Consider the following 16,087-nt stretch of genomic DNA (forward strand, 5'->3'; position numbering starts at 1 on the left):
TATCGTAAGTCCACTAGACGCTGGGCGTCGAAGCTGGACAAGCAAACCGTAAGACAAGCAGTTAAAGCTAACGAGAGGTGAAAACATGTTTAATAAAGATCGAAATATACGTATTGTCATCATTGATGATCATCAACTATTCCGTGAAGGTGTAAAACGTATTTTAGCAATGGAAGATAACTTTGATGTAGTCGCTGAAGGTGAAGATGGGGAACAAGCTCTTGCTCTAGTAGAGGAGCATCGCCCGGATGTCATTTTAATGGATATTAACATGCCAAAAGTAAATGGTATGGAAGCAACTCGTGATTTAATTCAGAAGTATCCAGATGTAAAAGTTTTAATTCTATCGATTCATGACGACGAGTCTTATGTCACACACGTACTGAAAACTGGTGCAGCCGGTTATCTATTAAAAGAAATGGACGCTGATGCACTAATTCAAGCCGTTAAAGTCGTTGGTGAAGGTGGAGCTTACATTCACCCGAAAGTCACGCATAATTTGATTAAAGACTATCGCCGTCTAGCAAACGAAGATGAAGGCGATGCATCTGAAATTGGCTTCCGTGAAGTTGAATATCGTAAGCCGCTTCACATTTTAACGCGTCGCGAATGCGAAGTGCTTCAGCTGATGACAGACGGTTACAGCAACCGTATGATTGGGGAAGCACTATATATTAGTGAAAAAACCGTTAAGAACCATGTAAGTAATATTTTACAGAAAATGAGTGTAAATGACCGTACACAAGCTGTTGTTGAATCTATTAAAAACGGCTGGGTTATGGTGAGATAAATTCTATAAGATGGTAGAAAAGGGTAACTTGTATTATACAGGTTATCCTTTTTTGTATTGACTATGTTAGGATATTCATTGTTGTTTCGTACCGTTTATCAAGCCCTAGTTTGCTAACAGACCAAACAAATAGCGACAATCTTTGAGAAAAGAGCGTATATTTTAGCACTTTGATTTTTGGTCACTACTGAGTAAATGGTAGGGAAATTGTTTTCAGTTGAGGGATGAAGGAAACACCCATCGAAATGAGTGTAAGCTTTATCGCTTCCTCTTCTAAATTAGTAACTTTTAAAATTATTGTAAATTAATAGTAAAATAGTAGTGTATTTAGTGAGGCTTCTGTAATATAATTTTAAAGTAAAATCTAGTAAATTTGGGGGAGATAAATGAAGTTCTGTAAAGAATGTGGCAGTCAATTATCAGAAGAAGCACAGTTTTGTAAAGAATGTGGTGCTCCTGTAACAGGTAGAACTACTAATAGTAATCCAAATATAGTAAAACATTCAGAATCAACAACAACCCAAGGCAGCAATTCTAAAAGAACCCCGCCGCCAATGAAACCGATGACCCAAAAGACAAAGATATGGTTAGCAATTACGGGTGCTGCAATCATCTTATTGTTTGGTGGTTTTAAGGCAGGAGAAGCTCTAACGGATAAAGATCGGTTAATTGACCGATTTGAAGCGGCAGTGATTGAAAAAGATGAGAAGGCTGTTGCAAAATTTTTAACTACACCTAGTGGTCTAGAAGTTAACGCAAATTCTGCAAGTGGTTTTATTCAGTATATGAATGATAACCCAGCTAAGTTTGGGGAAGTTATAACTGACTTAAAGATGCAATCGAAAATGTATTCGCAAATGTATTCGGGTTCCAGAGGTATCGATCAAGATGTATTTGGTTTGGCTGAAGAATTTTTCTCCTATGGTCTTGTGACGTTAAGTCACGAGGGGAAAGGTATCTTATATGACAATTACCAGTTAGTAGTTGAGCCTGTTTATGTCACGCTTAGTACGGATTATAAAGATGTCTCTCTTTCTATAAATGGTGAACAGGTTGCTGTCTCCGATCAACCAGAATATGAGAAGGAATTTGGTCCTTATTTCCCGGGCATTCTGACTTTAGAAGCAACTTTAAATAGTGATTTTGTAGATTTAGTTTATTCCAATGAAATTACAGCCTTAAACGCTAGCGTTTATCATCATGTTGAGTTAGACGCAGAAAGTGTAACACTTGATTTTGGTTTTCAGTCAGAACCTCCAGTTACTGCCAAACTTTTTATTAATGGGGAGGATGTGAATGTCGACCCTATTCGTCATTCTACATTTGGTCCTGTGCTAACAGATGGGTCTATGACATTTAGTGTTGAGGTTGAATATCCATGGGGTACACTTAAGACTGAGGAAAGAAAAATAGATAGTAATTATGTAGAAATTGATTTTTCTTCAGATGAAGGCTTACAAAAGCAGTTAGTAGATCTCTCATTGGCATTTACTAAAGAATTTTTTCCAGCCCATTTTTCATCGGATATTACGAAACTAACGACAACAGACGCCTCGTTTATAGAATATTTTAATACAATCGTCGAACGGAATACAGCTTCAGAAACGATAATGACGTTAAAGTTTTTAGGTATGAACTTCTTAAATGATAGTCTGACGCTGCATTACAATGATAATAAATGGATGGCAACGATGGTGTCGATGGTTGAAGTAGAAGGTAATTATGTTTACATATATTCACCTGAAGACGAATACCTTTTACCGGATGCCTCTTATAAAACATTTATATATACGTATGATGATGAGGAGAAAAGTTGGAAAGTAAGCAACTTATACGATATTGATGCTAATTATGAATTTCAACATACGCCATTAGAAAACCTTACAAAGGTGGAAAATGATAATATCGTAGAATTTACATCAAGTTGGCATGGAAATGCGCCTGTTAACCGAGATATGAAAAGTGAAACAGATCCACCAAGTTATTCTTACGTTGAAGAAAAAGTGTATGACTTAATGGAGAGTTATTCTCATAAGTTAATAGAAGCGATAAATAAGGGAGACTTTAAAATTGTTGAACCCTATTTGAAATCAGGAAGTTCCTTATATAATGATCAAAAGTCGTTAGTCGATCGTTTATCGGAACGAGGTGTTAAGGAAGAATATGTGAAAAGTGAAATAATAGATTTTGAAATGGATGGGGAAACGATCTATATTGAAACCTATGAGGTTACTAAAATCATCTATAGTAATGGGAATGAAGAAGTGAAAGATTTTACTTGGATTTATACAGCTGTTGTTGATGGGAATGATTTGTTATTAACAAAAATTGAAGGTAACTGATTATTAAGAGGGTGAAATGGCACCCTCTTTTTATTATTTCTGTGAAGTCCTGTGAGGTTTGATGAAAGGAATTGTTTGACCTAATACTACATGAATCTATTTCTAGAGTTTTTTTATTACAAAGTTTTTTCCAATGCAATGTAATTATTGTTGCGAAGGTTCAAGTTGGTTCTTATATTTTGAATATATCATCGATTTTTAATAAAATAAGGGTGGGACGAAACTAATGTAAATTGAGCCAAGTTTGTTTGGGGAAAATAAACGTGTAAAGCTTGTACTAGAAAGAATTTAAAGGAATTTCATTGGATTTGGCGAATGGTATTAAAGTGGAAAATCAAGCGCAATAAAAAACGATAACATATTACAATAACATACATAAAGCGAGGTCATTTCTTTGAGTAAAATTGCGATTGTCACAGACAGTACAGCGTATTTGTCAGAAACATTGCGTGAACAGAAGAACATTAAAATGGTTCCATTAAATGTTGTTTTTGGCGAAGAAGCAATTCAAGAGGAAGTTGAAATTACAGCGAGCGAGTTTTACAAAAGAATGAAAACGACGGAAAAACTGCCAACGACCTCACAGCCAGCGATCGGCTTGTTTGTCGAGTTGTTTGAGCAACTGAAACGTGATGGATACGATGCGGCGATTTGCATCACGTTATCAAGTGATATTAGCGGAACGTATCAATCGGCGATGAGCGCTGCAGAAATGGTAGAGGATTTTGATGTAAGAGGCTTTGACTCAAAAATCAGCTGCTCACCGCAAGGCTACTTCGTATTAGAGGCTGAGAAACTTGCGAGTGAAGGAAAGAACATAGAAGAAATCGACGCACATCTTGAGGTTATGAGAAATAACATAAATGCCTACTTCATGGTGGACGATTTGAATCACTTGCACCGTGGCGGGCGATTGAATGCCGCACAGTTATTTGTCGGCAGCTTGTTAAAAATTAAGCCTGTGCTTCACTTTGTAGACGGAAAAATAATGCCGTTTGAAAAAGTGCGTACAGAGAAAAAAGCATTGCAACGTATTCATAGTTTATTGGACGAAAGCGTTACAGGAAAAAGTGCGGTCCAGATTACGGTCATTCACTCTAATCGCTTAAGTGAAGCAGAGAGAATTGCAGAAGAGTTAAGAGCAAAGTACCCTGAAGCTGAAGTAGGGGTTAGTTATTTTGGTCCTGTAATTGGATCACACTTAGGTGAGGGAAGCCTAGGCATTAGTTGGTACGTAGCGTAATAATAGGAAAAACAACTGAGCATCGGTGCAGATGTTCAGTTGTTTTTTTATTTTGTCACAAATAAATCCTTAAACTTTTGTCGTAAAGTGTCGATAATAAAACGGTATCATACGAAAAGGGCAAAATCATTGAAAGATGATGACGCAAAGCTAGAGGGGCTTCATTGAAGGAGTTCTGTTCAATATGCCAGCCAGTTACCGAACTGATCGTCCTCCGTATGGTGATATGAAAATAATGGAGGTTACAAAAAATGTATTTAACGCCTGAAGAAGCACAAAAGAGAAAAAAGCGCAGACAATTAATGGTGAATTTTCTCGTTATTCCAGCAGTGGCTGTTCTAGTGGGAGCTTTAGTTGCCCTGTTAGGAGCAAAGATTTGATGAAAGTGAAACTTCCGTAATTTGAGATTGCGGGAGTTTTTTTTTTTTGGTAAATTAGGCGGGTTGGATGGAGGAATGGTTAAGGCTTGGTCATTTTTCAGAAAATAGGAACTGAGCCCCACTATACTTGTAATTAGTTGAAGTGATTTTATTTGGGTTCATTTATGATAGCTGATTTTTCTGCAAGTTCAGCCACTTTCTGAAGCGATGAAGTGACTTATTGTCGGAAATGCAATTTTTATTGTCCAATTTGAACATTTTATTAGCCGAAATGTGAACTTCACATTTTTTCAAAAGGATTTTTCCATTCGACGTCTAATTAAACAACTGTGTAAATCTAAACCTCAAATGAAACAAGGTGGTGAATTTTTTGCGATTTGCTGTTGTAGTGGTCGAAGGAAACGAGTACTTAGTTCCTGAACCGCTTATAAAAAAGTATCATCCTTCGTCCGTTGTTATTCCCCCGACTTCGATTGGTCTACTTCCCTCATTGCCGGAACCTTCGTTAAACACCCATTATCAATTTTCCGCTAACTTACAATCCTTTTTATCTGGTCGCGAACTCCTACTTGATGAACTCCCTTTTACACTCCAAGAACTACATGAACATTATCGTAATGGCTATATTACGTATACTCGTGGTATCGACTTTTGTTCTGGTAACCCTACATGTACACGATGTGGGAACGACGCCACAGATCGCATCGTCTCTTATATGTGCTCTCGGTGTCTTTGCATGTGTAGCTATTGCCGAAAATGCATCATGCTTGGGAGGGTGTCGCAATGTACACCGCTCATTCGATGGACCGGCCCAACGCCACAGTTCGAAGCTACTGAAACTTTGCTTGCTTGGAATGGTACGTTATCCCATGAACAGGAAACGGCATCAAACCAATTAGTCGAGGCGATTAAAGAACGAACTTCCTTTCTGATATGGGCGGTTTGCGGTTCTGGAAAAACCGAAATGCTGTTTCAAGGAATAGCTCATGCTTTATCAGAAGGAAAAAATGTAGTAATCGCGGCACCGCGCACCGATGTAGTCATTGAACTAACCCCTCGAATAAAAGCGGCATTTCCAAACACTTCAATTATCTCCCTCTATGGTGGAAGTGAAGACCGTGGTAATCCCGCTCAACTGGTCATTTCCACAACTCATCAATTGCTGCGTTACAGAAATTATTTTGACGTCATCATTGTTGATGAAGTCGATGCCTTCCCGTACTCCTATGATAAAAGCCTTCGATTTGCTGTTAAAAAAGCACAAAAAGACGATGGAGTAACTATCTTTTTAACGGCAACTCCTTCAACCGAACTCAAACAAATTCCACATATAAAAGTACCGAAACGTTACCATGGCTACCCGTTACCTATTCCTCAGTTTGAATGGTGTGGACACTGGAAAAAACAGATCTCCAAGAAGAGCCTCCCGAAAAATGTGCAAAGGTGGCTTATCGAGCGCTCTGAAAAAAACAAACAAGCTTTTTTATTCGTGCCAACGATTGAAGTGGGCCAGCAGCTCGTTCCAATACTAAGAGAATTAGGGCTTGTATGTGAAAGTGTTCATGCAGAAGATGCACAGCGTCATGAAAAAGTAGCAAAATTTCGCAGTGGTGACCTTCAACTATTGATTACGACAACAATTTTAGAACGCGGGGTGACTGTGCCTAATATTGATGTGGCCGTGCTTGGGGCGGAAGAAGCAATTTTTACAGAAAGTGCACTCGTGCAAATTTCAGGTCGTGTCGGTCGCCACAAAGATTACCCTACCGGTAACATCACTTTGTTTCATTATGGGAAGACGACAGCAATGGTTGAAGCGAAACGCCATATCATGCAGATGAATAAGGAAGCAGGTTTTGAAGGATGAAACGGTGTCTTTATTGTGATGCGCATCTTCAAGTGCGTGCGAGCTGGGGAGGAATTTTTGGTGTAGAAAAAGAGAAGTTGCTGTGTGAGAAATGCAGCGGGAAACTTGAAAGCTTAGCTGGTCCCCTATGTGAAATATGCGGTCGGTCGTTAAATGATCTTGATGAAACCTACCATAACGGCACCTTGTGCAGTGACTGCATTCGCTGGGAGGATGACGTGCAGTGGCAAGGGGTTCTAACGAAAAACTGCTCGGTGTACCAGTACAATTCATTTTTAAAAGAAATGATGGCTAAGTTTAAGTATCGTGGCGATTATGCATTGGGGGAGGCGTTCGGTGAGTCGCTACTAAGTTTGTACCGCAGTGAGTGTAGAAGTAATGTTCTCGTTCCCATCCCATTAAGTGACGAGCGCCTGTATGAGCGAGGCTTTAACCAAGCGGACGTATTGGCGAGCATGGTTGGAGCGCCGGTGCACGCCCTCAAGCGAGCGCATCATGAAGAAAAGCAAAGTAAGAAAACACGTGAGGCGCGCATTCGTAAGGTGGAAAATCCGTTTGTCGTTGTTGCTGGTGTACGAGAACAGGTTACATCTGCACACATCACCATCGTCGATGACATTTATACAACAGGTGCAACGCTACGCTATGCAGCAAAGGCACTGCTGGACTGCGGTGCGAAGTCGGTTTCTTCGCTGACGGTGGCACGGGGGTGATATAACCGGAAATAATCACAGCTACGGCGATATATTGAAAGTTGTGCCGAAATAATCAAAGTTCCGCCGATAAATTTAGAGTTGCAACGAAATAATCAAAGTTCCACTGATAATTAAGAATAAAGCCGAAAAATTAAAACCGCATCAATAGGAAAAGATTTCTCCCTGATATAACTAGAATGATGGCAATATGTTTGTGGCTCGATGTTGTACTTATATTGAACTGATCCCTAAATAGTTAAAATAAAATACTACAGACAACATAAAACCCTAAAAAGTTAAACCCTTCTTGCCGATATAAAGAAAAAAAGATATCACAACAGCACCTGTCATGCTATGTGCTGTTGTGTCATGACAGACGTACTGATATGAACAAGGTAATATTACAACGATAGGGTATAATAGGAAGATCAGGGGGGAATCGTATGCCTAATTTAGAAAATTGTCCAAAATGCGGGGGGCTATTTGTCAAAGCATTACGGTCAGTATGTGATAAATGTCATAAAGAAATCGATCAAATGTTCCAAACAGTGTATACATTCATTCGAAAAAGAGAAAATCGAAAAGCGTCTATTTCTGAAGTGGTAGAAGCAACAGGAGTAAAGGAGGACTACATCTTTCAATTTATTCGTGAAGGTCGGTTGCAAATGGCGCAATTTCCAAACTTAGGTTATCCTTGTGACTCTTGTGGAACGATTATACGTGAGGGAAGAATTTGTTCAAGTTGTAATAAAAACCTCCAACAAGGACTTGATCAACATAATAAAGAAAATGAAATTGCTGAACGAAATCGTCAAAAAGAAAACGCATCGAGAAGGACCTATCACTTATTTAACGATGAAATAAGAAGAAAGTAGTATTAATAGTAAGTATATCTCTGCCGATAAAAAAGAAAAGAGCATTAAAAAACTCGAAGAAAAGGGGTGTCATCAATGAAGATCAATCCATATCAAGCGATCCAAAACACCACGTATCGTAAACAAGTGGAAAAGCAAATGGCAACTAACGAAACGAAGATGAAGAAAGATCAACTTCAAATTTCGAAGGCAGCAATGGAGCTTCAACAAAGCACAAAAATTGATGCCGCTCGTCAAGAAAAAGTGAATGAATTAAAAGAAAAAGTCCAATCTGGGAATTACAAGGTAGATGCCCAAGCTGTAGCTAATAAGCTTTATGACTATTGGAACCAATGATAATTGAGAGGGTCAGGAGGATGAGTATGTCAGCAAAAGCAGTTATCGCCATATTAGCAGATCTTACTAAATTGCATAAAACGTTCAATGAGATTGCAGTAGAAAAAACAGAAGTTGTCCGTAAAAGTGATATCTCGGCTTTAGATGTGCTCATCAAAAAAGAGGGGGCTCTGATTCACCAATTAAGAAAGCTTGAGCAAGACAGGCTATTAGTGGTTGAACAATTTTTAAAAGGCAAGGGTTTGGTAACAGAAGGCGTAACGATGGATCAACTGATAGAACTTGCGCCAAAAGAGGAACAGCCCATCTTAACTAAACTACATCGCGCTCTTATGTCAGAAATTGATACATTAAAAAAGAACAATGAGCTCAATCAACAGCTCATCGAAGATTCGTTGCGGTTTGTGAACCTTTCCCTTGACCTGATGGTGCCGGAACCAGATGAAATTAATTATCAGCGCCCAGCACAAAAAAATCATGATCTAGAAACGAAACGATCGATATTTGATTCAAAAGCATAGAGGACTTTATTGCATAACAATAAAACCAACATATTTTAAGTGAGTACATGTTTACGGGGAAACGCTAAACTAAGATTTTAATAAAAGATTACTAGAGAGAAACTAACGGAGGAGCATCGAATGATTTCTACATTTCACGGACTAGAAACAGCACGACGTAGTTTAATGGCTCATCAAGGAGCGCTTCATACAACAGGGCATAATATTGCGAATGCCAATACACCGGGTTATTCAAGACAACGTGTGAATTTAACACCTGGAGAGGCGTTCCCGGGTTCATCTTTTACAAGACCAGGAATACCCGGTCAAATCGGTACAGGAGTCAACGTTGATTCCATCCAGCGATACCGTGAACAATTTTTAGACCTTCAATATCGAAATGAAAATTCTAAACATGGTTTTTGGGAAGCTCGCTTTAATGCTTTGGAAAAGATGGAAGATATTATGAATGAGCCATCTGAGAATGGAATTGCCAATACGATGGATCGGTTTTGGAATGCACTGCAAGATCTTTCTGTGCATCCTGAAGATGCAGGTGCTCGTTCAGTTGTGCGTCAACATGGAATTGCTCTTTCAGAAACTTTTAATAACGTTTCTGATTCTTTGAAAACGGTACAGCGAGAACTGCAGCAACAGATCGATGGTACGACACATGAAATGAACTCTATCATCCGTCAAATCAATAATATTAATCTACAAATCTCTAAAGTAGAACCGCACGGCTATGTACCCAATGATTTGTATGATCAGCGGGATTTACTAGTTGACCAACTTTCAAAGATTGTGAATATAAAAGTAGAGCCAGTAGCAAGTGGCGGCAACCCATCAAGTGTAGCGGAAGGTTTATATACCATAAAATTGGCCGATGAGAATGGCCGTGAGTTCGGAGTAACATTAGTAAATGGCCGAACGTTTGAAACAAACGAAGTTAAGGTTGGCTATGAACAGGGTGTTAATGGTGAAAAAGGGCTGATTGAAAAGCTCTATTTTGCTCCCCCTGGAACGATAAGTTCCGGAGTTGATTTAAACACTGCAGGCGGTGTAACTTCTTTTACTGTTAATGAGTTTAAAGCTCATGGAAAGCTTGTTGGAGAAATGGAAGCATACGGTTACTTGGATGCACAAGGGAATGAACTTGGCGTTTATCCGGACATGTTACATCAATTGGATACAATGGTTTTTACTTTTGCTCAAGAATTAAATGCGGTACATCGTCAAGGTTGGTCACTAAACGATATGAAGAATGGCAGTAAGGTAGAAGCTCTTGACTTTTTTACTTTTAAAGGTGCTCCTGATACTTGGCCAACAAGTGATAATGTGAAAGGTGCAGCTTCAAAGTTACAACTTTCAGCCAAAATACAAGCTGAGTTAGACAATATCGCAGCTTCTGGGGCATCCAATGTAAGAAGCTTGCAAGCAGGGGATGCTGCATACAATGGGCCGATGCCGACTGCCTCAGGATTGTTTAACGGTGATAATCCAAAACAAGTTACAGTTGAATACAATTCAACAGATAATAAATGGTTCTATTCTGTTAATGGTGCACCACAACAAGAAGTGGTGAACGGACATGTATTTGAAGATGGTGTAGTTATTAATATTCCAAGAAATCAACCAACTGGAGATATGAACTGGTCCATCAACCTTGGGGACATGAACCAACGTTCGTTTTCTGGAGACGGCTCGAATGCACAGGCATTAGCGAATGTTAAAGATCGAACACTTAATTACGGTGGTTCGACGACGAATGTTCAAAGCTTTTATCAAGCGATTATCGGTGATATGGCAGTAAACACGAGCGAAGCTAACCGAATGATGAGAAATTCTGATACATTAAGAACGACGGTAGACGAGCGAAGAATGTCGGCCAGTAGTGTCTCTCTTGATGAAGAAATGGCAAACATCATTAAATTTCAACATGCTTATAATGCAGCTGCAAGAAATGTAACAATGATCGACGATATGTTAGATCGAATAATTAATCGAATGGGCCGAGCAGGTCTGTAAGTGGGGGTAAATAAATAATGCGTGTAACACAATCGATGCTTGCTCTCAATACATTACGTCATGTAAGCCAAGGGTATGAACGCCTTGGAAAACTTCAAGATCAACTTTCGAGTCAAAAGAAAATCACTCGAGCCCACCAAGATCCTGTTGTTGCGATGAATGGGATGCGTTACCGTACACAAGTAACGGAAGTGGATCAATTTAAAAGAAATATTGGTGAAGTGTATAATTGGATGGACACAGCCGATTCCACATTAGATAAAACAACTCAAGCGATGCATCGGATTCGTGAGCTCACGGTTCAAGCTTCGAATGATACGTTTGAGGCTTCACAACGTGCCAATATCGCGAAAGAAGTTAGCCAAATTCGTGAGCACATTGAATCCATGGCGAACACGAAATCAAATAATAAGTATATCTTTAATGGAACAGATACTTTAAATCCTCCTGTCAATTCAAAAAGGATGGATGTTTCGATAGATGATGTTGCCGGATTTCCGAATGATAGTTTAGAAGTTGTTTTTAATGGAGATGTCTATCAATTTGCTGGGGTAGAGAATGGAGTTCGAACCTACGTAAACGGAAACCAACGAGTGGCGATTGATCAAAATTCAAAAGAAGTTACTCATTTTGCACCAAATCCAGATGATCCAACAATTGACGTTGAAAGTAAACTGAAAGAACGTGATATTGTCATCTCCCACAAAGATGCCGTTTCTCAAAATCAGGCGAATGTTGAGATTGAGTTGCTTAAGGGTGTGACAATGCCTGTAAATATTACGCCTTCAAATGTTTTCTCTAATGCTTTATTCGGTGATATATTACGCTTAGAAAAAATGTTAGAAGATCCATCGACAAAAGGTCCAGATATTACAAAAATGATTGCAAACTTAGATAACCATATTGACCGCTTTGTATCAGAACGTGCCGAGCTAGGGGCGCGTGTCAATCGAGTCGAAATGATTGACAGCCGATTAATGGAACAAGAGGTCATTGCGAAGCGGATCATGTCGCAAAATGAAGATGCAGATATTGAAAAAGTTATTATTGACTTAATGACCCAAGAGAGCATCCACCGTGCAGCACTCTCAGCGGGTGCACGTATCATGCAGCCAACGCTGATGGACTTCTTGAGATAACCATAAACAAAATTATGCAGTGAGAAACCGGTAAAAATGAATAAATCCGGTACCAGGTACCTTTAGTCCACTAAAGGTACCTGGTACCGTTTTAATAAAACTGCTAAGTAATTTAATTAAGGGGGACCCGTTATGAATATGCCCCGTATTGATATAACGACGACTCGTGGTGAGATTGGGCGGCAATCCGATCGTTCACCGATGCAAATTCGTCAACGCCCTGCCGACCTGCAAATTCAGCAACAACATACAGATAACCTGCAAATTAGTAAACGCGCTGCACAGTTACTTATCGATCAAACTGTGGCTTTTGCGGATGCGAATCTTAAGGGATCGATGAAGCGAGTGGAAGAGTCTGCTCAAAAAGGGAAGCAAAAGGTCATGGGTTACATACAAAAGAAGGCGCAAGAAGGCGAGCAAATGATGAAAATTGAAAATGGGAACGGAGCGATCGCCCAAATTTCTGTTTCCAATAGCCAGTTGCAAACGTATGATTTTACATATGCGGCGATACCAAAGCCCCTTTCTGTCAAATTCACCTACGACCCTGGTGAGACAAATATTCATTTCAACCGGGATACGATTAATATTCAGGTGAACAAGAATGAACCACAAATTACAATCCCAAAATGGCAAAGTAACGCCTATTTAAAACAAAAAAACAGCATTTCGTTTCAAGCTCTTGGTACTCAAATCAATAGAGGGCTATAAGTTACCACTTTCTAAGGAAGGTGGTTTTATTTCGATTTACTGACATCCCGTATGACCTTTCAAATATATGGTAGAATAAAAATATTATTTACATAGGAAGTTGTGGTGATCGTTATGAAAATAAATACGAAATTTAAAGGCGAAGTTGAGGTATCTGAAGAAAAAGTCATTCACTTTGAAAATGGATTACCTGCATTTGAAGAAGAAACTCAATTTGTATTGCTTCCGTTTGATGAAGGAACGCCTTTTTATATATTACAATCAACAAAAACAATCGAAGTTGCATTTATTCTTGTCAATCCATTTCACTTTTTCCAAGACTATTCCGTGAAACTATCGGACGGGTTACTTGAAAAACTGGCTATCGAGCAACAGGATGATGTCGCTATTTTTTCCATCGTGACCGTTAAAGAGCCGTTTACAAATTCAACCGTGAATTTACAAGGTCCAATCATAATTAATGCAAAAAAACAAAAAGGAAAACAGTATGTAATGGCTGAAAGCGAGTACGGGACAAGCCACATGCTCTTCCAGCAACAAGCGGCTCACGCTGGGGAGGGGAAATAATGCTCGTACTTACGCGAAAAACCAATCAGTCGATTAAGATAGGCGATGACATTGAAATTAAAATCCTTTCCGTTGAAGGGGACCAAATTAAGCTAGGAATTGACGCGCCGCGAAACATCGAAATTCACCGTAAAGAAATCTACATTGCGATTCAAGAAGAAAACAGTAAAGCGGCTGCAAGTGTGTCGATTGCAGGTTTAACGGATTATTTAAAGGGATTATAAAAGATAAGGCAGGTATTTGTCTAAAACAGACAATATCTGTCTTTTTTTATGAACGTTTTGTGTAGTACCTTTAACTAAATTTAACAGTAGTTTTATATTCATTTGGTACACTTATGCTAAGTGAAGATGGAGGTGTAGTCGATGAAAGTTCGAAAAGCGATCATTCCGGCTGGGGGATTAGGCACACGTTTTCTCCCGGCAACAAAAGCCCAACCGAAAGAAATGCTGCCGATCGTTGATAAGCCGACGATTCAATACATTGTAGAGGAAGCTGTTCAATCGGGAATTGAAGATATTTTAATCGTTAGTGGCAGGGGGAAACGAGCGATTGAAGACCATTTTGATAAATCGTATGAGCTTGAAAATGCACTAGCCTCTAAAGAAAAATGGAGTCAGCTTGAAGAAGTCCAGTCGATTTCAACGATGGCGAATATTCACTACATCCGACAAAAGGAACCATTGGGCTTAGGTCATGCCATTTTATGCTGCCGTTCGTTTGTCGGTCAGGAACCATTTGCCGTTTTATTAGGTGATGACATTGTTTTGTCTGACACCCCTTGTACCAAACAATTAATTCAAATCTATGACCGTTATCATTCTTCTGTCGTAGGGGTTCAACAGGTAGAAGATCAGGATGTTTCTAAATATGGAATTATTGCGCCAAATGGTACGGATATTGAAGCGGGTGTAAGACATATAAGAGGACTGGTCGAAAAGCCAAAAATCAACGAGGCACCCTCGAACGATGCGATTATGGGGCGATATGTGCTGCGTCCTGAAATTTTTGACTATTTAGCTCAGCAACAACCCGGAGCAGGTGGTGAAATTCAACTAACAGATGCGATTAATCAAATGAACGAACACCATGCTGTACTTGCCTACAGTTTTCAAGGAACGAGATATGACATCGGAGACAAGTTTGGTTTTATAAAAGCAACCATTGACTTTGCGTTAAAACGAGAAGACTTAGCCCCGCAAGTAAAAGAGTATTTGCGATCCTTACCGTTGGAGTTAGATACAGTGCTGTAAGTTTCATAAAATGGAGGTTAGTGTATGAATATTTCGGTCGTAGGAACGGGTTACGTTGGATTAGTGACAGGTGTCTGCCTTGCAGAAATTGGCCATCATGTAACATGCGTGGATGTGGATGAAGCAAAAATAGCAATGTTGCAACAAGGAAAGTCCCCCATTTATGAACCGGGGTTAGAGGAATTAATGAAATCAAATCTTCAAAAAAGAAATCTTGTATTTCAAAGATATAAAGACACCTCTTATGAAAGTGTAGAAGTTATTTATATTTCCGTTGGAACCCCGCAACAACATGATGGAACAGCAGATCTCTCTTACATTTTTCAAGCAGCAGAAGATATTGCATATAAAATAACCCAACCTGCAATTATCGTTACCAAAAGTACAGTACCGATTGGAACGAATCGAAAAATAAAAAAAATCATAAAAAGTAAAACGAGTATACCAGTAGACGTCGTTTCCAACCCGGAATTTTTACGTGAAGGTTCAGCGATTCAAGACACCTTCCGAGGCGACCGCATAGTGATTGGTGCAGACCATCCCGAAGCAGCTTCTGTCATTGAAGACCTTAACCGTCCGTTTGGTATCCCTGTTTTTAAAACCGACATTGAAAGTGCAGAAATGATCAAATATGGTTCCAATGCCTTTTTGGCGACAAAAATTAGCTTCATCAACGAAATTGCAAATATTTGTGAAAAGGTTGGAGCCGATATCGAGGACGTTGCTAAAGGAATGGGGATGGATCAACGGATTGGGAACCAGTTTTTAAAAGCTGGAATTGGCTACGGCGGTTCCTGTTTTCCAAAAGATACGAAAGCACTTGTACAAATCGCCGGGAATGTCGAACACGAATTTCATCTATTAAAGTCGGTTATTGAAGTGAATAACCAACAGCAGAGATTATTAGTAGAAAAGGCAAAAGAGCGATTTGGTAATTTAAAAGGTCTGAGAGTCGCAATGCTTGGCTTGGCGTTTAAGCCGAATACGGACGACATGAGAGAAGCAGCTTCAATTGTGATAGCTGAGGAGTTGGTAAGAGAAGGAGCCCATGTTGTTGCCTATGACCTGATTGCGATAGAGAATGCAAGGCATGTGTTACCAATGGAAGTTGAGTTTAAAAACTCGATTGAAGAAGCGATAACAGGAGCAAGTGCAGCCTTCATTTTAACAGAATGGGATGAGATTAAAAACTTCCCTTTAAATGAATATAAAGAAATAATGAAAACCCCGATTATTTTTGACGGGCGTAATTGTTATTCCATTGGTGACGTAGAAATTTCCGGTATTGAATATTTCTCTATAGGGAGAAAATCAATCAATCACAATATGAAAGTACCTTCAAAATAACCAACCTTTTGAAA

The 16,087-nt window shown here is 39.3% G+C and carries 16 protein-coding genes and 1 riboswitch; all 16 genes read left to right on the forward strand.

Translation table 11 applies throughout. From position 1 onward, the window contains the following. Positions 1–85 precede the first annotated feature (85 nt). The 16 genes from ACNSTQ_RS01400 to ACNSTQ_RS01475 all read left to right on the forward strand — a co-directional run bounded on the left by ACNSTQ_RS01400 (position 86) and on the right by ACNSTQ_RS01475 (position 16,073). Positions 86–790: a response regulator gene (locus ACNSTQ_RS01400; protein ID WP_418198063.1), complete on the forward strand. Its 705-nt coding sequence runs from the start codon at positions 86–88 to the stop codon at positions 788–790. 386 nt (positions 791–1,176) lie between these two features. Then, a complete protein-coding gene (locus ACNSTQ_RS01405) occupies positions 1,177–3,132 on the forward strand; it encodes a zinc ribbon domain-containing protein (protein ID WP_418198064.1) in 1,956 nt (651 codons plus the stop codon). A 394-nt stretch (positions 3,133–3,526) separates the two neighbouring features. Continuing rightward, positions 3,527–4,375, forward strand: a complete 849-nt coding sequence (locus ACNSTQ_RS01410; protein WP_418198065.1) for a DegV family protein — start codon at positions 3,527–3,529, stop codon at positions 4,373–4,375. Positions 4,376–4,484: 109 nt separating this feature from the next. Then, positions 4,485–4,578: riboswitch (cyclic di-GMP riboswitch) on the forward strand. Positions 4,579–4,626: 48 nt separating this feature from the next. Then, positions 4,627–4,755, forward strand: coding sequence for a hypothetical protein (locus ACNSTQ_RS01415; RefSeq protein ID WP_418198066.1), 129 nt, complete (start codon positions 4,627–4,629; stop codon positions 4,753–4,755). 361 nt (positions 4,756–5,116) lie between these two features. After that, positions 5,117–6,622, forward strand: a complete 1,506-nt coding sequence (locus ACNSTQ_RS01420; RefSeq protein ID WP_418198067.1) for a DEAD/DEAH box helicase — start codon at positions 5,117–5,119, stop codon at positions 6,620–6,622. Further along, on the forward strand, positions 6,619–7,335 hold the full coding sequence (locus ACNSTQ_RS01425) for a ComF family protein (protein ID WP_418198068.1): 717 nt from the start codon (positions 6,619–6,621) through the stop codon (positions 7,333–7,335). The genes ACNSTQ_RS01420 and ACNSTQ_RS01425 overlap by 4 nt, the downstream gene beginning before the upstream one ends. Positions 7,336–7,760: 425 nt before the next feature. Continuing rightward, on the forward strand, positions 7,761–8,192 hold the full coding sequence (locus tag ACNSTQ_RS01430; RefSeq protein ID WP_418198069.1) for a TIGR03826 family flagellar region protein: 432 nt from the start codon (positions 7,761–7,763) through the stop codon (positions 8,190–8,192). Between the two features lie 75 nt (positions 8,193–8,267). Continuing rightward, the gene (gene flgM / locus ACNSTQ_RS01435) at positions 8,268–8,528 is read left to right on the forward strand and encodes a flagellar biosynthesis anti-sigma factor FlgM (protein ID WP_418198070.1); all 261 of its coding nucleotides are present in this window, start codon (positions 8,268–8,270) and stop codon (positions 8,526–8,528) included. Between the two features lie 26 nt (positions 8,529–8,554). Continuing rightward, complete coding sequence (locus ACNSTQ_RS01440) at positions 8,555–9,049, forward strand: flagellar protein FlgN (RefSeq protein ID WP_418198071.1); 495 nt, start codon at positions 8,555–8,557, stop codon at positions 9,047–9,049. Positions 9,050–9,169: 120 nt separating this feature from the next. Continuing rightward, positions 9,170–11,056 (forward strand): flagellar hook-associated protein FlgK, encoded by a 1,887-nt coding sequence (flgK, locus tag ACNSTQ_RS01445; RefSeq protein ID WP_418198072.1) that lies wholly within the window; start codon positions 9,170–9,172, stop codon positions 11,054–11,056. 17 nt (positions 11,057–11,073) lie between these two features. Further along, a complete protein-coding gene (gene flgL / locus ACNSTQ_RS01450) occupies positions 11,074–12,195 on the forward strand; it encodes a flagellar hook-associated protein FlgL (protein WP_418198073.1) in 1,122 nt (373 codons plus the stop codon). 132 nt (positions 12,196–12,327) lie between these two features. Beyond that, entirely contained in the window at positions 12,328–12,906 is a 579-nt protein-coding gene (locus ACNSTQ_RS01455) for a DUF6470 family protein (RefSeq protein WP_418198074.1), read from the forward strand. 114 nt (positions 12,907–13,020) lie between these two features. Beyond that, complete coding sequence (gene fliW / locus ACNSTQ_RS01460) at positions 13,021–13,473, forward strand: flagellar assembly protein FliW (RefSeq protein WP_418198075.1); 453 nt, start codon at positions 13,021–13,023, stop codon at positions 13,471–13,473. After that, positions 13,473–13,697: a carbon storage regulator CsrA gene (gene csrA / locus ACNSTQ_RS01465; protein WP_418198076.1), complete on the forward strand. Its 225-nt coding sequence runs from the start codon at positions 13,473–13,475 to the stop codon at positions 13,695–13,697. The genes fliW and csrA overlap by 1 nt, the downstream gene beginning before the upstream one ends. Before the next feature lie 141 nt (positions 13,698–13,838). Continuing rightward, the gene (gene galU / locus ACNSTQ_RS01470) at positions 13,839–14,726 is read left to right on the forward strand and encodes a UTP--glucose-1-phosphate uridylyltransferase GalU (RefSeq protein ID WP_418198077.1); all 888 of its coding nucleotides are present in this window, start codon (positions 13,839–13,841) and stop codon (positions 14,724–14,726) included. A gap of 24 nt (positions 14,727–14,750) precedes the next feature. Further along, the gene (locus ACNSTQ_RS01475; protein WP_418198078.1) at positions 14,751–16,073 is read left to right on the forward strand and encodes a UDP-glucose dehydrogenase family protein; all 1,323 of its coding nucleotides are present in this window, start codon (positions 14,751–14,753) and stop codon (positions 16,071–16,073) included. Positions 16,074–16,087: the final 14 nt, after the last annotated feature.

The sequence above is a fragment of the Alkalihalobacterium sp. APHAB7 genome (genome assembly GCF_048323755.1).
Lineage (GTDB): Bacteria > Bacillota > Bacilli > Bacillales > Bacillaceae_F > Alkalihalobacterium.

Bases quoted from the DNA above. Each gene is read 5' to 3' on its own strand.
- ACNSTQ_RS01400 (WP_418198063.1), top strand. From the start codon at position 86: ATGTTTAATAAAGATCGAAATATACGTATTGTCATCATTGATGATCAT.
- ACNSTQ_RS01405 (WP_418198064.1), top strand. From the start codon at position 1,177: ATGAAGTTCTGTAAAGAATGTGGCAGTCAATTATCAGAAGAAGCACAG.
- ACNSTQ_RS01415 (WP_418198066.1), top strand. From the start codon at position 4,627: ATGTATTTAACGCCTGAAGAAGCACAAAAGAGAAAAAAGCGCAGACAA.
- ACNSTQ_RS01425 (WP_418198068.1), top strand. From the start codon at position 6,619: ATGAAACGGTGTCTTTATTGTGATGCGCATCTTCAAGTGCGTGCGAGC.
- ACNSTQ_RS01430 (WP_418198069.1), top strand. From the start codon at position 7,761: ATGCCTAATTTAGAAAATTGTCCAAAATGCGGGGGGCTATTTGTCAAA.
- flgM (WP_418198070.1), top strand. From the start codon at position 8,268: ATGAAGATCAATCCATATCAAGCGATCCAAAACACCACGTATCGTAAA.
- ACNSTQ_RS01440 (WP_418198071.1), top strand. From the start codon at position 8,555: ATGTCAGCAAAAGCAGTTATCGCCATATTAGCAGATCTTACTAAATTG.
- flgK (WP_418198072.1), top strand. From the start codon at position 9,170: ATGATTTCTACATTTCACGGACTAGAAACAGCACGACGTAGTTTAATG.
- flgL (WP_418198073.1), top strand. From the start codon at position 11,074: ATGCGTGTAACACAATCGATGCTTGCTCTCAATACATTACGTCATGTA.
- ACNSTQ_RS01455 (WP_418198074.1), top strand. From the start codon at position 12,328: ATGAATATGCCCCGTATTGATATAACGACGACTCGTGGTGAGATTGGG.
- fliW (WP_418198075.1), top strand. From the start codon at position 13,021: ATGAAAATAAATACGAAATTTAAAGGCGAAGTTGAGGTATCTGAAGAA.
- csrA (WP_418198076.1), top strand. From the start codon at position 13,473: ATGCTCGTACTTACGCGAAAAACCAATCAGTCGATTAAGATAGGCGAT.
- galU (WP_418198077.1), top strand. From the start codon at position 13,839: ATGAAAGTTCGAAAAGCGATCATTCCGGCTGGGGGATTAGGCACACGT.
- ACNSTQ_RS01475 (WP_418198078.1), top strand. From the start codon at position 14,751: ATGAATATTTCGGTCGTAGGAACGGGTTACGTTGGATTAGTGACAGGT.